The sequence below is a fragment of the Caulobacter radicis genome (genome assembly GCF_003094615.1).
GTDB lineage: Bacteria > Pseudomonadota > Alphaproteobacteria > Caulobacterales > Caulobacteraceae > Caulobacter > Caulobacter radicis.
The window spans coordinates 35,762-54,241 of sequence record NZ_QDKO01000018.1; the positions used below are offsets into that span (position 1 = coordinate 35,762).

18 protein-coding genes and 1 pseudogene are annotated in these 18,480 nt (G+C 68.5%); 14 read left to right on the forward strand and 5 right to left on the reverse strand.

What is annotated here, in order from left to right; all coding sequences use genetic code 11:
- Nucleotides 1-3: 3 nt before the first annotated feature.
- Entirely contained in the window at nt 4-288 is a 285-nt protein-coding gene (locus tag DDF62_RS10785; protein WP_116489120.1) for a DUF6916 family protein, read from the reverse strand.
- Between the two features lie 108 nt (nt 289-396).
- On the opposite strand from DDF62_RS10785, the gene DDF62_RS10790 reads away from it, so the two are divergent.
- Nucleotides 397-921 carry a GNAT family N-acetyltransferase gene (locus DDF62_RS10790; protein WP_116489121.1) on the forward strand — a complete coding sequence of 175 codons (525 nt, stop codon included), beginning with the start codon at nt 397-399 and terminating at the stop codon, nt 919-921.
- A 739-nt stretch (nt 922-1,660) separates the two neighbouring features.
- Entirely contained in the window at nt 1,661-4,777 is a 3,117-nt protein-coding gene (locus DDF62_RS10795) for a TonB-dependent receptor (protein WP_116489122.1), read from the forward strand.
- A 195-nt stretch (nt 4,778-4,972) separates the two neighbouring features.
- Here DDF62_RS10795 and divL read toward each other — a convergent pair whose 3' ends face one another.
- On the reverse strand, nt 4,973-7,282 hold the full coding sequence (gene divL / locus DDF62_RS10800; protein WP_116489123.1) for a cell cycle protein kinase DivL: 2,310 nt from the start codon (nt 7,280-7,282) through the stop codon (nt 4,973-4,975).
- A 121-nt stretch (nt 7,283-7,403) separates the two neighbouring features.
- On the opposite strand from divL, the gene DDF62_RS10805 reads away from it, so the two are divergent.
- The 5 genes from DDF62_RS10805 (at nt 7,404) to DDF62_RS10825 (ending at nt 10,233) form a co-directional block, all read left to right on the forward strand.
- Complete coding sequence (locus tag DDF62_RS10805) at nt 7,404-7,817, forward strand: metallopeptidase family protein (protein WP_116489135.1); 414 nt, start codon at nt 7,404-7,406, stop codon at nt 7,815-7,817.
- Nucleotides 7,814-8,224 (forward strand): SWIM zinc finger family protein, encoded by a 411-nt coding sequence (locus DDF62_RS10810; protein ID WP_116489124.1) that lies wholly within the window; start codon nt 7,814-7,816, stop codon nt 8,222-8,224. Before DDF62_RS10805 ends, DDF62_RS10810 begins: the two co-directional genes overlap by 4 nt.
- Nucleotides 8,225-8,488: 264 nt before the next feature.
- Complete coding sequence (locus tag DDF62_RS10815) at nt 8,489-8,680, forward strand: hypothetical protein (protein ID WP_244286790.1); 192 nt, start codon at nt 8,489-8,491, stop codon at nt 8,678-8,680.
- Nucleotides 8,681-8,709: 29 nt separating this feature from the next.
- The gene (locus DDF62_RS10820) at nt 8,710-9,603 is read left to right on the forward strand and encodes a LysR family transcriptional regulator (protein ID WP_116489126.1); all 894 of its coding nucleotides are present in this window, start codon (nt 8,710-8,712) and stop codon (nt 9,601-9,603) included.
- A gap of 144 nt (nt 9,604-9,747) precedes the next feature.
- Nucleotides 9,748-10,233, forward strand: a complete 486-nt coding sequence (locus tag DDF62_RS10825; protein WP_165832230.1) for a tetratricopeptide repeat protein — start codon at nt 9,748-9,750, stop codon at nt 10,231-10,233.
- Here the strand turns inward: DDF62_RS10825 and DDF62_RS10830 are convergent.
- Complete coding sequence (locus DDF62_RS10830) at nt 10,230-10,934, reverse strand: SIR2 family NAD-dependent protein deacylase (protein ID WP_116489136.1); 705 nt, start codon at nt 10,932-10,934, stop codon at nt 10,230-10,232. The genes DDF62_RS10825 and DDF62_RS10830 overlap by 4 nt on opposite strands.
- A 166-nt stretch (nt 10,935-11,100) precedes the next feature.
- Between DDF62_RS10830 and DDF62_RS10835 the strand changes: the two genes are divergently transcribed.
- Nucleotides 11,101-12,225 carry a ferritin-like domain-containing protein gene (locus tag DDF62_RS10835; protein ID WP_116489128.1) on the forward strand — a complete coding sequence of 375 codons (1,125 nt, stop codon included), beginning with the start codon at nt 11,101-11,103 and terminating at the stop codon, nt 12,223-12,225.
- A gap of 111 nt (nt 12,226-12,336) precedes the next feature.
- On the opposite strand, the gene DDF62_RS10840 is transcribed toward DDF62_RS10835, so the two are convergent.
- Nucleotides 12,337-12,735, reverse strand: coding sequence for a hypothetical protein (locus DDF62_RS10840; RefSeq protein ID WP_133244914.1), 399 nt, complete (start codon nt 12,733-12,735; stop codon nt 12,337-12,339).
- 320 nt (nt 12,736-13,055) lie between these two features.
- Here DDF62_RS10840 and DDF62_RS10845 point away from each other — a divergent pair, with 320 nt between their 5' ends.
- The 6 genes from DDF62_RS10845 (at nt 13,056) to DDF62_RS10870 (ending at nt 17,921) form a co-directional block, all read left to right on the forward strand.
- Nucleotides 13,056-13,592, forward strand: a complete 537-nt coding sequence (locus DDF62_RS10845) for a lipocalin family protein (RefSeq protein WP_116489130.1) — start codon at nt 13,056-13,058, stop codon at nt 13,590-13,592.
- Between the two features lie 56 nt (nt 13,593-13,648).
- Nucleotides 13,649-14,149 (forward strand): lipocalin family protein, encoded by a 501-nt coding sequence (locus tag DDF62_RS10850; protein ID WP_116489137.1) that lies wholly within the window; start codon nt 13,649-13,651, stop codon nt 14,147-14,149.
- A gap of 77 nt (nt 14,150-14,226) precedes the next feature.
- Entirely contained in the window at nt 14,227-14,568 is a 342-nt protein-coding gene (locus DDF62_RS10855; protein ID WP_116489131.1) for a hypothetical protein, read from the forward strand.
- 51 nt (nt 14,569-14,619) lie between these two features.
- Nucleotides 14,620-15,093, forward strand: a complete 474-nt coding sequence (gene mmcB, locus DDF62_RS10860) for a DNA repair putative endonuclease MmcB (RefSeq protein ID WP_116489132.1) — start codon at nt 14,620-14,622, stop codon at nt 15,091-15,093.
- Between the two features lie 252 nt (nt 15,094-15,345).
- Complete coding sequence (locus tag DDF62_RS10865; protein ID WP_116489133.1) at nt 15,346-15,870, forward strand: hypothetical protein; 525 nt, start codon at nt 15,346-15,348, stop codon at nt 15,868-15,870.
- A gap of 26 nt (nt 15,871-15,896) precedes the next feature.
- Complete coding sequence (locus DDF62_RS10870; protein ID WP_116489134.1) at nt 15,897-17,921, forward strand: TonB-dependent receptor plug domain-containing protein; 2,025 nt, start codon at nt 15,897-15,899, stop codon at nt 17,919-17,921.
- Between the two features lie 204 nt (nt 17,922-18,125).
- Here DDF62_RS10870 and DDF62_RS25590 read toward each other — a convergent pair.
- Nucleotides 18,126-18,480, reverse strand: a pseudogene (locus DDF62_RS25590) (hypothetical protein); the annotation flags it as partial.

Consider the following 18,480-nt stretch of genomic DNA (forward strand, 5'->3'; position numbering starts at 1 on the left):
TCGTCAGTTGAAGACGGCCTGGTAGACCCGGGCGCCCGGCAGCGGCTTCAGTTGAGTGATCACGATCGTATGCGGGCCGCCCTTGCCGCAGTCGAACTCGTAGGCCCCGTCGATCAGGTTGATGTTCATCGGCGCCTCGAACATCAGCGAGAAGGGCTCGCGGATGTCGTGCGCGAAGCCGGGACGGAAGATGGCCGCCAGCGTGATCTCCACCGGATGCGGAATGGTCGCCACCCGCACCTGCTTGCCCACCCAGGGTTCGAAATCTTCCGGCTTCAGCAGTTGCATGGCGTCCCCCTCGTCTGTCTTGCACTGGTCTTGGCAGATCGCGCCCCGAGCCCAACCCGTAGCGCAACCTATGCGTCGATCTAGCCCATTCACCCGCGAGTCGTCGCGATGAAATCACCATCCGACATGCCCTCCCTGCCCGAGGCGCTTCTGGCCCGCGACGTCGCCGTCCGCGCCATCGAGGACGGCGACGGCCCGCTGCTGGCGCAATGGCACGCGGCCTTCCGCGGCGCGGCCTTCCTGGCGATGGGATGGCCGCAGGACCAGGTGACGGCGATGATGGCCGACCAGCTGCGCCTGCAGCAGATCCATGTGGCCGGCGCCTATCCCAAGGCCGATCGCTGGCTGGTGCTGGCGGGCGATGTTCCGGTCGGGCAACTGCTGCTGGACCGCGCCCACGCCGACTGGCGGCTGATCGACCTGCTGCTGGCGCCGGAGGCCCGCGGCCTTGGCCTGGGATCTGGGCTCATGGCCTGGATCCAGGACGCGGCCGCGCGGGCCCACGCCGCGTCGATCACGCTGGACGTCGGGTTCGACAACGCGCCCGCCCAGGCGCTGTATCGCAAGGCCGGCTTCGTCGAGGCGCCGTCGGAGACCGAGATCGCCGTCGCCATGCGCTGGCGTCCGGGCTGAACCGGCCGGCCCCTCCTCGACATGTCAGGTGGCGCACAAACAAAACCCGCCACGCTCAGTTCGATCCTATCCGTGAAGTCCGCCGGCGCCGCCGCGCGCGTCCTGGCGCGCCCTGCGAAGCCGGTGATCCTGGTCCTCCCATTTCCCCTTCCCAGACAGGCCCGCCTCAGGGGCGGAGCCTGCCGCCTGAGCCAGTCCACTAGGCTCACGCCGCCCGCCTTGCAAGACGAATCCCGCTTTCTGCGATGTAGTTTCACAAGATGAGAATATCGCGTATCAATATTTTCCATAATGAAACAATTCGAAATCAAAATGATCGAATAGTTTTCATTGACGCAAATCAAGGCGAATACACGGTTATGTTGTCAAAACTCAGACAACAGAGATTGACAACAGCGCCTCCTCGATAAGATTTTTGACGCCGTCGCAGAGATCAAGAGATCCGCGACGACCGTGAAGACCGCTCTATATCCGCGACGGCGCGAAAACCCCCGCCCGACCGCGACACGCCGAAGCCCGCCGCCGGACATCCGGCGACCGGCCAGCGCTCCGACGCCCGCCGCGTCGAGCCCCGGCGTCCATGCAAGTCCGCATCGACATCCGTTCCGCCGCGCCCTGCCAGTCGCGGCCGCCGTCTCGACGCGCCTTGCCTCCAGCCATCCACCAACACGCCCAAGGGCCGCGCGGCCCGGCGGCGAAAGAAGGCGGGACACCGCCAGTCTCTCATCGGAGGAAACCCATGAAACACCAACTGCTGGCGACCACGGGCCTCGCCGTCGCCATCCTGGGCATCGGCGCGCCCGCCGCCCTCGCCCAGGCCGCCGAACAGCCCCCCACCGCCACCGTCGAGAACAAGGTCGAGGAGATCGTCGTCGTCGGCACCCGCGCCAGCCTGCAGTCGGCCATGGGCCGCAAGAAGCGGGCCGGCACGATCTCGGACTCCATCGTCGCCGAGGACATCAGCCAGTTTCCCGACAAGAACGTCGGCGAGGCGCTCGGCCGGGTGACCGGCGTGCAGCTGGCCCGCGACTTCGGCGAAGGCAACGCGGTGTCGATCCGCGGCGTCGAGCCCGACCTCAACCGCGTCGAGATCAACGGCATGAGCACCCTGTCGACGGCCGGCAACCTGCAGGTCTACGGCGGCGGCGGCCGCTCCAACGACTTCCGCGAGCTGGCCTCGGAGCTGGTCAAGTCGATCGACGTCTTCAAGGGCTTCACCGCCGACATGACCGAGGGCGGCGTCGGCGGCACGGTCAGCGTCACCACCCGCAAGCCGCTCGACTTCAAGAAGCCGACCCTGTCGTTCACCGGCTCGCTGCAGAACCTCGACACGGTCGACGGCTGGAAGCCGCGCGGCAACGTCTTCGCCGCAACCCAGCTCTTCGATGGTCGCTTGGGCCTGATGGCCAACGTCACCTACGACAAGGTCAACACCCGCGGCGACTATGTCCGCAACTCGTCGTGGGGCCGGTTCGCCGACTTCGACAACTCGGCCGACAAGACCGTCGACTACTATTCCACCGCTTACGGCCAGGACATCGTCGACCTGGCCAGCGGCGTCTCCACCTATGCCGGCTGCTCGTCGCTGGTGACGCCCGACGCCACCCAGATCTCGACCACCAACCTGCGGACCGCCTGCCAGAGCCAGTGGTACGACTACGCCCCGCGCGTGGCCCGCTACGGCGTCTGGACCCGCACCGACGAGCGGATCTCGGCCGAGTTCACGGCCCAATACAAGTTCACCGACAAGCTCGACGCCTGGGTCAGCTACAACCGCAATGAGCGCAGCCAGCGGCTGAACGACATCAACTACGGCACCGACTTCACGTCCGCCACGCGGCTGCGCAACACCGCCGCCAACGGCACGTCGTGCTCGAGCACCGACACCACGGCCGGCTCGGTGGTCACCGACGCCAACCACAACGTCATCCAATACACCCTGGGCAACTGCCTCACGACCTCGGGCGCGGGCGGCTACAACGGCTTTGGCATCAGCGCCCGCGACTTCGCCTACGAGTCCACCAGCGACTACTACAACATCGGCGCCAACTACCGCGGCGACCGCCTGCAGATCGAGTTCCAGGCCTCCAGCGCCGAGACCTCGACCGTGTCGCAGACCAACAATGTCAGCGTCAGCTTCGACACGCCCGGCATGACGGTGACGCTGGATCCGTCGACCGGCAATCCGTCCTTCACGTTTGCCCAGGGCTACAGCCCCTCGGACGCCTCGGCGATCCGCCAGTGGCAGATCCAGTACCGCCCCTCCAACTCGCAGTCGGAGGAGAAGCAGTACAAGATCGACTTCGACTACGAGGTCGACCTACCGTTCCTGAAGAAGATCGAGTTCGGCGGCCGCGCCACCGACTTCTCGACCTCGGGCTACGGCTATGGCGGCTACATCATCGACGGCGGCGCCAACGCCTATTCGACCACCGACGACACGGTGATCTACAGCAACGCGGTCAATTCGACGGCGACGATCCTGGCCAGCCAGACGGCCGACCAGACCAATCCGACCAACGCCTCGGCCGCCTACACCACCGGCTACTGGTCGACGAGCGAGACCTGGTCGCGGGCGTTCTCCAACGCCGTCTTCGCCCAGGCCATGACCCAGCTGCCCAGCGCCTTCTACTACGGCGGCGGCGGCCTGCCCTCGACCTGGCTGTACCCGGACTTCAACAAGGTCGCCCAGTACCTCGACACGTCGCACTTCAACCTGAACAACCTGACGACCACCACGGGCAACGACGGCGAGACCTACGAGCAGATCCCCTACCGGATCCAGGAACAGACCGACGCCCAGTACCTCAAGTTCAACTACGCCTTCCCGCTCCTGGGCTACGACGTGAACGGCAACTTCGGCTGGCGTCGGGTCCACACCAAGACCCAGGGCACCGGCGCCCAGACCCGCAGCGAGACCTATGCGGCGACCAACGGCGGAACCTCGACCACCTATGTGCTGAGCAACAGCATCGCCACCATGACCAAGGACTACACGGTGTGGCTGCCCAGCTTCAACGTGGGCCTGTGGCTGTCGCCCAACAAGCTGGCGGCCCGCGCCGGCTTCGCCCAGCTGATGGCCCGTCCGCGCATGGACTACCTGATGCCGACGGTCAGCTGCACCACCGACAACTCGCCCGACGCCAACGGCGAGTTCGACGAGCCCAGCTGCACGGCCGGCAATCCGGAGCTGAAGCCGTATCGCGCCAACCAGTACGACCTGTCGTTCGAATACTATCCCAACAGCGACACCCAGATCTCGCTGGGGCTGTTCTACAAGGACATAAAGTCGTTCTACGTCTCGTCGCGCACCCTGATCGGCAAGGTCGACTACTACGGCGACGGGGTCCTGTATAACTACAGCACCTACATCAACGGCGACGGGGCCAAGATCTCGGGCCTGGAGCTGACCGGCAAGACCGCCTTCACCTGGCTGCCGGGGGCGCTGTCGGGCCTGGGGATCGACGCCAACTACACCTACCAGGAAGCCAAGGACGTCGAGCTCTATTCCACCCTCGACGGCTCGCCCCTGCCCTTCCCGGGCCTGTCCAAGAGCAGCGCCAACTTCACGGTCTGGTACGACAAGGGCCCGATCAACGCCCGCCTGGCCTACAACTACCGCTCCAAGTACCTGGTCTCGGCCGCCGACACCTCGGGCCAGCCGGTGTTCCGCGATCCGACCGGCTATCTGGACGGCAAGATCACCTGGAAGCCGGGCCCCAAGGGCCTGTCCTTGTTCGTGGAAGGCAAGAACCTGACCAAGGAGGAGGAGCGCTCCACGGCCGGCGATATCCGCCTGACCGAGCTGGGCTACTTCGGCCGCCGGTTCTTCATGGGCTTCACCTACAAGTATTGAGGGTGAGCGGGCTCCCGGGCGACCGGGAGCCTCGCCGGACACGGAAAGGGCCTCCCGAGGATCTCGGGAGGCCCTTTTTTGTTCCGCGTCCCTCGTCCTTCGACAAGCTCAGGATGAGGGACGAATGCAGCCGCTTGAATTGATCCTCACCCTGAGCCTGTCGAAGGGCGAGGATCACGCACGGCGGCAGCGACCCTAGAACCCGAACTCCGGCTGGGCCGCGCCCGGGTGCTGGGTCTCGGGCAGGTGGCAGGTGAAGGTCGAGCCGGCGCCCGGCTCGCTCTCCAGAGCCACCCAGCCGCCATGCAGCTCGACCAGCGCCTTGACCAGGGCAAGGCCCAGGCCCGGACCGCCGCGGTCGCGGCCGACGAAGCGGTCGAAGATGTGGGCCTGGACGTGGAACGGCACGCCGCGGCCGGTGTCCTTGACGTGCAGCTTGACCTCGCCGAGCGCGCGCTGGGCCGAGATCGTCACCTTGCCGCCCGGCGGGGTCTGGCGCAGGGCGTTCTCGACCAGGTGGTCGACGGTCTGGTTCAGGCGCTTGGCGTCGCCGCGGATCAGGCCGACCTCCTCGTCGCAGATCACCTCCAGCGTCACCCCGCCGATCTCGGCGTCCTTGCCGCCGCGCTGATACGCGCCCTGCAACAGGTCGACGACGCGGATGTCCTCGATCTCCAGCGCCATCTCGCCGGCGTCGATCTGGGCCATGTCGAGCACGTCGTCGATCGAGCGGGCCAGCTGGGTGGCGGCGGCGCGCACGGCGGCCACGTGGCCCTTGCCGCGCTCGTGCAGGCCCTCGGCGCGCTCGAGCAGCTCCGAATAGCCGATGATCGTGGTGAGCGGCGTGCGCAGCTCGTAGGAGACGTTGCCGACGAAGTCGCGCTTGAGCCGTTCGGCCTCGGCCAAAGCCGCGGAGCGGTCCGCGAGCGCGCTTTCCAGGTGGCGGGTGTCGGTGACGTCGGCGAAGGCGATCAGGGTGGCGCCGTCGGGCAGCGGCCGGCTCTGGTAGACGACGATGCGGCCGTCGGACGTGCGCACCTCGCCCGAGGTCGGGGCGCGCATCTGCGGATCGGGATCGGCCACCCGACCCTTCAGCTCGCGCCAGAACGACAGGTCATGAAGGCGGCGCACGCAAAGCTCGACCACGCCCTCGAAGTCGCCGGCGGCCTGCAGGGCCTGGGGCGTGACGTTCCAGAAGGTCTCGAAGGCCTCGTTGTGCAGCCGCAGGCGGCCGTCCGAGCCGAACACGGCCACGGCGTCGTTCAGCTTGTCGAGCGTGGCCTGCTGCACCTGGATCAGGGCGTTGTACTGGGCCTTCAGGCGCAGCTCGCCGGTGATGTCGGAATAGAGCAGCAGCATGCCGCCCAGCGGGTGGGGCTGGCGCACGACCTTGAGGGTGCGCCCGTCGGGCAGGTCCCACAGCTCGTCGGCCTGGGGACCCAGGTCCTCGTAGCGGGCCAGTTCGGCGGCCTTCCACTTGGCGTAGTCCACCGTCTCGGGCAGGCGGCGGCGCTGGCGCAGGCGGTCCAGCACCTCGCCATGGGTCGGCCGCTCGGCCAGCCAGGCCGGCTCCAGGCCCCAGAGGTCGGCGAAGGCGGTGTTGTGGAACGACAGGCGCCGGCTGGCGCTGAAGATCGCCACGCCGTCGGCGATGTGGTTGAGGGTCTCGTCGTGGGCGGCGACGTGGTTTTTCAGCGTCTCGCGGACGTCCTCGACCTCGGTGACGTCGGCGCTGAACACCCCGGCCCCGCCGCCGTCCAGCGGCTTGACGGTGAAGCGGAAGGCACGGCGGCGGCCGTCGATCGGCGTCCAGCGCACGGTCTCGCGGCGCTCGGCCTTGGCGGCGGCCTCGACGGCCAGGGCGTCGACGGCGCGGTCGAAGGTCTTGCCGGCGCGGGCGGCCTCGCCGGCGTTGTCGACGCCCACGGCCCGCAGATAGGCGCCGTTGGCCCAGGTCGGCGCGCCGTCGGCGGCGGCGATCCAGGCCGGCTCGGACAAACCATCGACGAAGGCGGCGAAACGGGCGGCGCTGGGCAGGCCCAGGTCGCCGGTCTGGGCGGCCAGGCGCAGCCAGGCCAGGGCGCCGGCCGCGCGGCCCTCGACGATGACCCGGCCGCCGGGACCGCGGGCCTCGAAGGCGCAGGCCTCGCCGCGCTCGAACAGGGCCTTCAGGCGGGCGGCGTGGTCGGGGTCGCCGGCGATCAGGGCCTCGACCAGGGCGTCGGGCGTGGCCTCGACGTTCAGCACCTGGGCGCAGGCGTGCAGGCTGTCGTCGCCCGACACCAGGCGGGCCGCGCCGTCCTCGACCGCCACCAGGGCGTTGTCGAACGCTTCAGCCGAGGCCTGGGCGGCCACCGAGCCGCTCTCCAGCGCGTCGAGGCGCTGGCGCATGCCGGCCAGGCGGGCGTCGAAGGCGCGGCGCTGGGCCAGGGCCCATAGGGTGGCGCAGATCGCCAGGCAGACCGCGCCGGCCGTCGCGGCCAGGATCAGATCGAGCGATGTCATCCGGCGTGTCGCTAGCCCCAGAAGGCGTAAGGGTCGAATCAGATCTGGCAGCTTAGACCGGGTGTGGCGCGAGCGCGATCTGGCCCCTTCCCCGAAGCGCGGATCGCGTTATGTGAAGTTCATGACCTGGACCGACCGCCTCGCTCCGTCGCTGGCCCCCTCGCTGGACGACTTCGCCGCCCTGGCCAAGGCCGCCTTCGACGGCCTGCCCGAAGAGTTCCGCCGCCTGACCGGCGACGTCGTCTTCCGCATCGACGACTTCGCCACCGACGAGGTTCTAGACAGCCTGGGCATCGAGGATCCGTTCGAGCTGACCGGCCTCTACCAGGGCGTGGACCTGTCGCGCCGCTCGGTGCTGGACGTCGGGGCCCAGCCCTCGATGGTCTTCCTCTATCGCCGGCCGATCCTGGACGAATGGTGCGAACGCGGCGATGTGACCCTCGGCGCGCTGATCGAGCACGTGCTGGTCCACGAGATCGGCCATCACTTCGGACTGTCGGACGACGACATCCACCGCATCGAGGACGAGGCATGAGCCTGTTTGACGCTGAAACCTGGCGCGAGCGGATGGACGAGCGCTGGTTCGAAAGCGGCGTGGCCATCGCCGACAAGGGCGACGTCGCCCTGGTGTCGATCGAGGACGACGCGGTGACCGCCCACGTCACCGGCAGCGCCGGCGACCTCTATGTGGTCGAGCTGCGCGCGCCCGCCGGCGAGGGTCGCTGCGACTGTCCGGGGTTCGAAAAGTTCGGCGCCTGCAAGCACCAGGCGGCCGTGGTCGTGGCCGCCAACGCGCTGGACGAGCCGGGCCTGCAGGCGGTGCGCGATCGAATGTCGAGGCTGCGCGACGGCCTGGCGCTGGACAGCCGCGAGGCCTTGGTCGAACGGCTGGTGGACCTGGCCCGTCGCCATCCGAAAGTGCTCGCCACTCTCGAAGGCTGACCGACGATATTCAAAAGATATGGAGCAATACTTTCCAGATATACCTGGAGCACCGTCCATATTTTGCCTCAAAATTCGCCCAACGAACGGTGCGTAAATACACAATATCCCCCGTCGCGGGAGTTTGCGATTGAATATCACGGATTCTGCGCAATACTTCCCGCAGATTCGTCGGAGGTCGATGCAACACCGCTGACGACTGGTCAGCAGCGCTCCGTCTACCGGTGCGCGGCCCGGCCAGCCGCGTTGCGAGAGATTGCGTCAGTGTCCATACCGCCCCCCAAGGCCAGCAAGCCGGAGAACAAGGCCCTCGTGGTCGCGTTGTCCTTGCTGCAACTGGTGGTCGTGGTTCTGGTATGGTTGGCGGCCCTGATCCCGGCGGCGCTGGCGGCCCTGGCCGTGCTCCTCTGGAGAAGCGTCCGCCCGACCGTTCGGGGCAAGTTTCCGCCCGCCTGAGTTTTCCGCCGAGTCCCGCGCCACACCCCATGGAACTGCGCCACGTCCGCTATTTCGTCGCCCTCGCGGAAGAGCTGAACTTCACGCGGGCCGCCGCGCGCCTGGGCATCGGCCAGCCGCCGCTGAGCCAGCAGATCCGCGACCTGGAAAAGGAGATTGGCTACCCGCTGTTCCTGCGCCGGCCGCACGGGGCCGAGCTGACCGAGGCGGGGCGCGCCTTCCTGGCCGAGGCCCGGCTGCTCCTGGAACAGGCCGAACGGGCCAGGGAGGCCGCGCGCCGAGCCGGCGGCGGCCACGTGGGCGCGTTGCGGGTGGGCTTCACCTCGTCGGCCAACTTCCACCCGGCGGTGACCGAGGCCTTCGCCGTCTTCCACTGGAAATATCCCGACGCCAGCCTGATCGTCGAGGAGAGCCACTCGGCCCGCCTGGCCGAGCGCCTGCTGCATTCGGAGCTGGACGCGGCCTTCGTGCGCCCCGGCAACGTCGCGGCCGAGGGCCTGGACCTGCTGCCCCTTGGCGAAGAGCCGCTGATCCTGGCCCTGCCGGCCGGCCATCGCCTGGCCGCCCAGGCCCGCGTGCCGGTGGCGGCGCTGGCCGGCGAGCCGTTCGTGATCTTCTCGCAAGGGATCGGCCGCACGTTCCTGGGCCTGATCCGCGAGGCCTGCGCCCAGGAACGCTTCGAGCCGACCATCGGCCAGGAGACGCCGCACATCGTGGCGATGATCAACATGGTGGCCGCGGGCCTGGGCGTGGCCATGGCCCCCGGCTCGATCGCCCAGCTGGCGGTGCGCGGGGTGGTCTACCGGCCGCTCGACGGGGCCGTGCCCAAGGTGCCGCTGGCCATCGCCACCCGCGCCGGCGACGCCTCGCCCCTGGTGCGCAACTTCCTGGCCCTGATCCCGCCGCCGGCGGTTGAGGACTAGGCTGGTCGGCATCCAGCAACTTTGGTCGCTTCTCACCGAGTTTCCCCGCGAAGGGGGGAAAGACGGATTGGACGGACAGCCGCCCCTCCCTGAATGTCGATCCGACCTAGGCTGCACCGATGCGGCCGTGCCATAGCTTGGCCGATGATCGAGACCGAAGCTTTGCTGCATATCGCCTTCGACGCCGAGGAGGCCGGAGACTACGCCCGGGCTCGCGAAGGCTATGCGCGCTGCGCCGAGCTGGGCGACATCACCGCCCTGACCAACCTGGCCTACCTGTACGACAACGGCCTGGGCGCCCCGCCCGACAAGGACGAGGCGATGCGTCTCTATCAACGGGCCTGGCGCCGCGCCCAGTGCACGATTTCCGCCAACAACATCGCCATCCTCTATCGCGAGCGCGGCGACCACCGCGCCATGGTCCGCTGGTTCGCGCGATGCGCCGCCGCCGGCGACGATTCCGCCTGCCTGCCGCTGGCCAAGTGCTATCTGGAAGGCCTCGGCGTGCGGCGATCGATCGAGGCCGCCGTGCGCTGCCTGGCCAGGGTTCTGTCGTCCGACACGGTCGACGAGGACGATGTCGAACAGGCCGAAGCCCTGATGGACCAGTTCCGCCCGCGCCTGGCTTAAGACAGCACCGCCTCCACCCAGGCCGGCACGATCTCGCTGGCCGGCCCGTACAGACGCTCGTCGAAGGCGCGGGCGTTGTCGGAGGGTTCGAGGTTGATCTCGCAGCTGCGAATCCCCATCCGCCGCGCCTCGGTGACGAAGCCGGCGGCCGGATAGACCGAGCCCGAGGTGCCGATGGCGACGAAGAGGTCGCTGTCCTCCAGGGCCTCGAAGATCTCGTCCATGAACAGCGGGACCTCGCCGAACCACACCACGTGCGGCCGGGCCATGCCGCCCGCCCCGCAGGACCCGCAGACGGCCCCGGCGTCCAGCGGCCCGGGATCGGGGCGCACGGCCTCGCAGGCGTGGCAGCGGGTGACGGCCAGCTCGCCATGCATGTGGACGACGCTCGTCGAGCCCGCCTTCTCGTGCAGGTCGTCGACGTTCTGGGTGCACAGGAAGAGCCGCCCGCCCCGCGCCGCCAGCTCGCGCTCCAGCCGCGCCAGGGCGAAGTGGGCGGGGTTGGGCGCGGCGGCGGCCAGGTTGGCCCGGCGGGCGTTATAGAAGGCCCGCACCTTGGCCGGGTCTCGGGCGAAGCCCTCGGGCGTGGCGACCTCGGCCAGGTCGTACTGCGTCCATACCCCGCCTTCGTCGCGGAAGGTGCCCAGGCCGCTCTCGGCCGAGACCCCGGCGCCGGTCAGCACAAAGACGTTCAAGCCCATGGCGGCGTTTCCCATTCTGGTTCAAGCGGCTGCGGCAAAGGTGACGCCATCGTCATTTTTAATTTGACCGTACCGGAAGTTTGAGTGGACAGTGTTCACTCGAGGAGAGACCCGCGACAGACGGGCCCCATCGAGCAGCCGAGAGGCCACAGGAGAGGAGCCGACCGTGACGGACAAGAACATCACCAAGGACGCCATGTACGACGCGGTGGCGCCCGACGACTTCGAGTCCATGCTCGAGCTCGACCGGTACGGAAACCGCTCGAGCGCCTTCGACAAGATCATCTCGGCCACTCACGACCACTTCTGGGACCCGCTCGACAAGGCCTATATCGATTTCGACGAGCCGTTCGACATGGAGAACCAGCCGCTGGTTCCCGAGGACCTCGTCATCGCCCTGTCGACCGACTACGTCTCCAACCACCTCTCCGATCCCAAGCAGCGCACCCGCTTCATCAACCAGTCGGTGCTGCGCAGCTTCTCGTCGATCCTGCACGGCGAGCAGGGCGCGCTGAACCTGTCGGCCAGCCTGTGCCACGTGCTGAAGGACCAGGGCGCGCAGGAATACGCCGCCAACCAGACCCGCGAAGAGGCGCGCCACGTCACCGCCTTCGCCAAGTACATCAAGGCCCGCTGGGGCAAGCCGGTCGAGTGCGGCCCGGCCCTGAAGAGCCTGCTGGTCGAGATCATCGCCGCCCCCGAGGTCTACAAGAAGATCATCGGCATGCAGATGCTGGTCGAGGGCCTGGCCATGGGCGCCTTCGCCACCTTCTTCAAGGAAATCCACGACCCGCTCGGCAAGAAGCTGCTGCAGCTGGTGATGACCGACGAGGCCTTCCACCACAAGTTCGGGAAGATCTGGGCCGACCGCACGGTGCCCAAGCTGTCGCCGGAAGAGCACGCCATCATCGAGGACTGGGCGGCGCACTGCTTCCAGACCCTGCTGTTCAACCTCGTTTCGCCGCACCAGCAGCTGGACCTCTATCGCGAGTTCGGCCTGGATCCCGACAAGGTGGTCGAGGAGTACGGGCAGATCATGACCGATGACCTGCGTCGCGAGCACATGAAGGAACAGACCAACATCTTCCGGGTGCTGGTGAAGACCCTGCTCAACGCCGGCATCATCACCGACCGCACCAAGGCGTTCTACGCCATGTATGTCGACCTGGAGGAACTGAAGGCCGAGGGCGACCGCATGGTCGGCGACGACATCGCCGAGGAAGGCATCCGCCACCTGCAGGCCATCAACTTCAAGGACCGCGCCGTCCCGGTGACCATCGCCGCGGAATAAGGCCGTCGAGACCGGCGGGGAGGCCCTTGCCCTCCCCTCCGCGCCTATCCTTGTGCGACGTCGATCGCGCGAGGCGCCCACAACGGCGCCGATCGCGGACGCGGATGCGCGTCAATCCGGCGTGCAGGCGAAGTGCGCCGATGCCCCGACATAGGTGATCCGGTACGCCTCAAGGCGCTCCCCTGGGCTCCAGCCCGCGTCATAGGGCGTAGCGGCGGTCCTGGACCATTTGTCGAAACCGGCGCCGGCGCTCCAGGACAGATGGACGTGCGGGTACTTGTCGGAAATGTACCCCCCGCTCGGAGGGGCGCGATGGGCCGCGGGGGCGGTCATGCGAAAGGCGCGGCCGGCGGCGCTCCAGGGTCCGGAAGCCGCCGAACAATTGCGCGGAAAGGCCATCAGGAAGCGGTCGGGCGCCTCGATGCATGCAATCGTGGCGGTCGAGCAGTCGACGAACGAGGCCTGCCAAGCCGGCGTCGTGACCCTGCCGTTGGTGAAATCGACGATCATGGTCGGCTCCGCATCGATCGGCGAAGCGAACGCAGTGCAGCCGCTTCCCACGAGCGCCGCGAGCGAGGAGACATACGTTCTGATAGCGCCTATCGCCAACGCGCACCGCGTCCTTTCTTCCACCCTGTCCAAACCTCCGGCCGGCAGCTCGACCAGGTGGAACTCGTGCATGGAGGCAGAATAGCTGCAGCCTCCGACCTCGCAAGCGGACCGGAGGCATTCCGCTCCCTCCGCCGGAACTTCGGCGGGGACGCTTGCGTTCTGCACCGCTCGTGGTTGAACTAGACCACGCAGCCTTTGGGGGGCAGCGAGGTGTCGGAATGCGCGTAAGCCTGATCTCCGTCGCGGCCGCCCTGACGGCCGTTCCCGCACTGGCCATCGCTTCGGCCGCCCTGGCCGGCGCCCAGCCGCCGTCCAAGCCGGTGGCGGCGGCCTTCTATTCGGGCAAGTGGTACGAGATCGCCCGCACGCCCAACTCCGGCCAGCGCAACTGCGAGGCCCCGACCACCGAGTTCACCGCCAAGAGCGCCGACAGCTTCTCGGTGCGCCAGGTCTGCCGCCGCGACAGCGCCACCGGCAAGGCCAAGACCTTCAACACCAGCGGCAAGATCCTCGCCGGGTCCGAGAACGCCAAGTTCTCGATGAACTTCCTGGGCGGCCTGAAGAAGCAGGAATACTGGGTGCTCGACCACGCCGAAGACGCGTCGTGGGCGATCATGGCCACGCCCGGCGGCAACTTCGTCTGGCTGTTGTCACGCAAGCCGGTGATGGACGAGACGGCCAAGGGCGCCGCCCTGGCCCGCGTGAAGGCCCTGGGCTACGAGAAGCTGGTCTTCCCGCAGCAGCCCGAGACGTGAGGGTGGCCGCCATCCGCCTCGCCGTCGCCGGCGCCTGCGGCGTCGCCCTGCTGGCCATGGCCGCCTGCGCCGGGGCCGGCCCGCCCGGCAATCCCCGTCCGCCGCAGCCGGCCAAGCGTGTCGAGCTCAGCAAGTACCTGGGCCTGTGGTACGAGGCGGCCCGCTACGACTTCCGCTTCGAGAAGGGCTGCGACGGCGTCACCGCCGAGTATTCGCTGCGCCCAGACGGCCTCGTGGAGGTGCGCAACACCTGCCGCCAGGGCGGCCCCGAAGGCATCGAGAAGGTCAGCCTGGGCAAGGCCAAGGTGGTCGACAAGGCCACGGGGGCCAAGCTGAAGGTGTCGTTCTTCGGCCCGTTCTTCGTCGGCGACTACTGGGTGCTGGACCACGCCGACGACTACAGCTGGGCGATCGTCGGCGAAGGCAGCGGCCGCTATCTCTGGCTGCTGACCCGCGACAAGCCCACGCCCGGCCTGACCCAGGCCCTGACCGACCGGGCCAAGGCCATGGGCTACGACGTCTCGCGCCTGCGGGTGACCAGGCACGCCCGGGGCTAAGCGCCCCCGCCCTGGCGATCGGCGGCCGGTCGTGACAGGCTCGCTTCGCCGACGCCCTTCCACGCGGAGACAAGGCCGTGAAGACCTGCTGCGACACCCTCGAGGTCATGTCCCGCACGGCCGAGGAGTACGCCGCCGACCCGAGATACGACGCCCTGCACGCGCAGGAGTGGTCGCCCGTGGTCAGCTGGAACGAGAGCATCGGGCTCTATGTGATCGGCAGCACGGCCATCTTTCATTGCCCCTGGTGCGGATCCTCCCTCCCCGACCGGTCCGAGGAAGTCCTGGAGCAGGCGCGCCGGACCGGGGTCGTCATCGACCACTCCGGGCCAACGGTCGTCGCGACCCTGGCGGGCGCTCCGGTCGACCCCGACGCCCTGATGGCAAGGCTGCGCGAGGAGACGCGCGACCAGGACTGATCGGCCGTCGCCCTGCTTGCACCGCGAACAAAGATGGAACATGGTGGCGACATGGACGTCGTCGTCGACATCAGCCTCACCCCCTCGGCATTGGGGCGCCCCGAGACCACCCTGGCCGTCACCCGCGGCGCGGCGCGGCTGCTGGTCGACCTGGGCTATGCGCCGCTGGCCGAGGTGACCCTGCCCAACGGCCGCCGGGCCGACCTGATGGCCCTGGGCCCCAAGGGCGACATCGTCATCGTCGAGGTGAAGTCGGGGCTGGACGACTATCGCGTCGACCGCAAGTGGGGCGAGTACGGCCCATATTGCGACGCCTTCCACTTCGCCGTCGCCCCGCAGTTCCCCGACGGGATCCTGCCGGAGGAGCCGGGCCTGATCGTCGCCGACGGCTTCGGCGGCGCGGTGGTGCGGGCCGCGCCGGTCACGCCGCTGGCCGGCGCCCGCCGCAAGGCCCTGACCCTGGCCTTCGCCCGCCTGGCGGCCCTGCGCGCGGCCGGCGTCGCCGCCGAGCGCCTGTCCCTCTGAAGTTCGGCGATCCGAAAATAAATCCCGGGCTGCGACATTCTGTCCGAACACAACTCAAGATGACGCGTCGGCGGCCATAGAACTTGCCTGCCGCAAGGTCACGCGCAGACCTGAAGTTGTCTATCCGTCGGCTACCCGACCAGTGCAAGATTTTGCATAACGCCGTCACATGGGCGGCGTTACGTCTTCTTTACATCCGCCGCGCCATCACCCCGCCCACAAGCCCAACAAAGGGCAGGGGATTTCAACAGAATGTCGAAAAAGAAACCCGTCGTGGCGCTGGCCGCGACGCTCCTCGCCGTCGCGCCGTTCAGCGCCCACGCCGACGCCGCCAAGGACGTGCAGATCGCCGGCCGCGCGCTGACCTTCCTTGAGAACGGTCCCACCGGCAAGGCCGTGCTGGGCGTCGTGTTCGACCCGTCCAAGCCGGCCTCGGTCGCCGAGAAGAACGCCGTCATGGCCGCCATCGGCGGCGGCCTCAACACCGGCACGCTGACCCTGACGGCCAAGCCGGTCGAAGCCGGCGCCGTCTCGGGCGTGGGCGGCGTGGCCGCCCTCTACGTCACCACCGGCGTCAACGCCGCCCCCGTGGGCGCGGCCGCCAAGGCCAAGAAGATCATCACCATCGGCTCGGACGCGTCCTGCGCCGCCAGCGGCGCCTGCGTCATGAGCGTGTCGGCCGACCCCAAGGTCGAGATCATCGTCAACCGCGGCGCCGCCGCGGCCGTGGGCGCGGTCTTCAAGTCCGCCTTCCGCATGATGATCCGCGAAGTCTGATCCGCGCCAGCACAAGAGACATCCCAATGAAAAAGACTCTCCTGGCCGGCGCTTCCGCGGGCCTCCTCGTCGCCGCCGCCTCGGCCGCTCACGCCCAGTCGATCGACTACGGCTCGCTCGAGCAGCTGTTCAACGAACCGGTCACCACCAGCGCCACCGGCGCCCCGCAGCGCTCGACCGAAGCGCCGGTGGACATGACCATCATCTCGGCCGCCGACATCGAGCGCTCGGGCGCCGTCGACCTGCCGACCATCCTGTCGCGCATCGCGGGCCTGGACGTGACGACCTGGGGCGCGGGCGCCGCCGACGTCAGCGTTCGCGGCTACAACCAAGCCATGTCGCCGCGCCTGCTGGTGCTGATCAACGGCCGCCAGGTCTATCTCGACCACTACGGCTACACCGCCTGGGCCACCCTGCCCGTGCAGCTGTCGGAGATCCGCCAGATCGAGGTCGTGAAGGGCCCCAATAGCGCCCTCTTCGGCTTCAACGCCGTCAGCGGCGTGGTCAACATCATCACCGCCAACCCCAAGTTCGACCAGACCGGCGACATCACCGTGCGCGGCGGCTCGGCCCGCTACGGCGAGGTCTCGCTGGCCAAGTCGTTCAAGCTGGGCGAGCGCTTCAGCGCCCGTTTCTCGGCCGGCGCGGCCAAGTCGGACGAGTTCGACAACACCGTCGGCGTGGCCAAGAGCCAGCAGAACGAACCCTCGCGCGTGTCGGCCAACCTCGACACCGTCACCCAGCTGACCGACAAGGCCGAGCTGCGCATCGAGGGCTCGTACTCGAACGTCCAGGTCAGCGACATGCTGTCCAACTACGCCTACTCGCCCAGCAAGTACCTGACCGGCTCGCTGAAGGGCACGCTGACCGCCGAGACCCAAGTCGGCCAGCTGCAATTCTCCGCCTACCAGAACGACCTGACCGCCAAGCACGTGATCCTTGGCCAGCAGGCGCGGTTCGAGAACAAGATCACGGTCGTCTCGGCCCAGGACCTGTTCAAGATCGGCGCGAAGCACACCATCCGCCTCGGCGGCGAATACCGCCACAACGAGGTCAACACCGCCCCGATCGGCGGCGCGGAGGTCAGCTACGACGTGCTGTCGGCCTCGGCGATGTGGAACTGGGCGATCACCGACAAGCTCGCCTTCACCGCCGCCGGCCGCTACGACAGCCTGGACCTGTCGCGCGAGGGCGCCTTCCCGGCCGGCTCGCCGCCGCTGGGCAACGGCTACTGGGATCGCAAGATCGAGGAGCCGTCGTGGAACCTGGGCCTCGTCTGGCGCGCCACCGACGCCGACACCTTCAAGGCCAGCGCCGCCCGCGGCGTGCAGGTGCCGACCCTCGTCGACCTGGGCGCCCTGCAGGCCCGCGTCAGCGTCGGTCCCTACACCCTGGGCCTGGCCGGCAACCCGACCCTGGAACCGGCGATCGTCACCAACTACCAGCTGACCTATGAGCGCGCCCTGCCCGCCCTCAAGGCCCAGGTCAGCGCCAAGGCCTTCGTCCAGAAGACCGAAGACGTGAAGGGCCAGCCGACCTCGGCCCAGATCGACGTGGCCCCCACGCCCGTCAGCCTGCCGGTGCTCAGCTATCGCAACATCGGCGAGAGCAAGATGACCGGCTTCGAACTGGCCGCCTCGGGCGAGTTCGAAGCCGGCTTCCGCTGGAACGCCGACTGGACCCACACCGAGGTCGACGACGAGCCGCTGGCCGGCTTCTCGCCGGTGCTGCGCTCGGCCGCCTTCGGCGCGACCACGCCGGAGAACCGCGGCAACGTCGCCCTGGGCTGGACCGGCGGCCCGTGGACGGCCGACGCCTTCGTCACCCTGGTGGGCGACCATCAGGCCTACGCCCTCTACGCCGTCGGCGCCAATCCGCGCCTGGTCGACATCGACGCCTACGCCGCCATCGGCGGCCGCGTGGCCCGCACCTTCGAGGGCGACGTCACCGTGGCCCTCAGCGGCCAGAACCTCGGCGACAGCCGCCAGCGCCAGAGCGCCGGCCTGGAAGTCGAGCGTCGCCTGTACCTGAGCGTCAGCAAGCGCTTCTAGGCGCCGGCTTTCTTGGGTTGAAGACGGAAAGGGCGGCTCGCAAGGGCCGCCTTTTTTGTTGAAAGATCCTCCCCCTGAAGGGGGAGGTGTCGGCGAAGCCGACGGAGGGGGAAGTCGGTGATGACCGTCCGGCTCCTCGAAAGCTGAAAACGCCCCCCCTCCGGCCCTCCGGGCCACCTCCCCCAGAAGGGGGAGGATCTTGGATCACCACTCGTCCTTTTTCTTCTTCATCAGGGCCAGCAGGCCCGGATACGGCCCCTGCCCCGTGCGGTAGAGGCACCACTCGTCGTCCTTCTTGCAGGCGCCGTCGAAGAAGTCCTTCTTGGCCTGGTCGATCACCGCGTACATCGGCGCGTCGCGGGACTTGATCCCCAGCTTGTCGTCGCAGGCGGCGCGTTCGGCCTTGGTCAGGCGGTAGAGGTCGGCGTGGTTGCAGCCGCCGCCTTCGCGGGCGGCCTGGCGCAGGGTGTCGCCGCCGGGCGTGGGCGTCCCACGCGACTTGAAGCCGGGCGGGGCCGTGGCGGCGCGGGGCGCGGGCGGCGCGGCCGGGGCCGGGCTC

Coding starts and splice junctions, on each gene's coding strand:
- DDF62_RS10845 (WP_116489130.1), top strand. CDS start 13,056: ATGCGCGTAAGCCTGATCTCCGTCGCGGCCGCCCTGACGGCCGTTCCC.
- DDF62_RS10810 (WP_116489124.1), top strand. CDS start 7,814: ATGAGCCTGTTTGACGCTGAAACCTGGCGCGAGCGGATGGACGAGCGC.
- DDF62_RS10805 (WP_116489135.1), top strand. CDS start 7,404: ATGACCTGGACCGACCGCCTCGCTCCGTCGCTGGCCCCCTCGCTGGAC.
- DDF62_RS10830 (WP_116489136.1), bottom strand. CDS start 10,934: ATGGGCTTGAACGTCTTTGTGCTGACCGGCGCCGGGGTCTCGGCCGAG.
- DDF62_RS10840 (WP_133244914.1), bottom strand. CDS start 12,735: ATGATCGTCGATTTCACCAACGGCAGGGTCACGACGCCGGCTTGGCAG.
- DDF62_RS10865 (WP_116489133.1), top strand. CDS start 15,346: ATGTCGAAAAAGAAACCCGTCGTGGCGCTGGCCGCGACGCTCCTCGCC.
- DDF62_RS10820 (WP_116489126.1), top strand. CDS start 8,710: ATGGAACTGCGCCACGTCCGCTATTTCGTCGCCCTCGCGGAAGAGCTG.
- divL (WP_116489123.1), bottom strand. CDS start 7,282: ATGACATCGCTCGATCTGATCCTGGCCGCGACGGCCGGCGCGGTCTGC.
- mmcB (WP_116489132.1), top strand. CDS start 14,620: ATGGACGTCGTCGTCGACATCAGCCTCACCCCCTCGGCATTGGGGCGC.
- DDF62_RS10870 (WP_116489134.1), top strand. CDS start 15,897: ATGAAAAAGACTCTCCTGGCCGGCGCTTCCGCGGGCCTCCTCGTCGCC.
- DDF62_RS10795 (WP_116489122.1), top strand. CDS start 1,661: ATGAAACACCAACTGCTGGCGACCACGGGCCTCGCCGTCGCCATCCTG.
- DDF62_RS10790 (WP_116489121.1), top strand. CDS start 397: ATGAAATCACCATCCGACATGCCCTCCCTGCCCGAGGCGCTTCTGGCC.
- DDF62_RS10785 (WP_116489120.1), bottom strand. CDS start 288: ATGCAACTGCTGAAGCCGGAAGATTTCGAACCCTGGGTGGGCAAGCAG.
- DDF62_RS10850 (WP_116489137.1), top strand. CDS start 13,649: ATGGCCGCCTGCGCCGGGGCCGGCCCGCCCGGCAATCCCCGTCCGCCG.
- DDF62_RS10825 (WP_165832230.1), top strand. CDS start 9,748: ATGATCGAGACCGAAGCTTTGCTGCATATCGCCTTCGACGCCGAGGAG.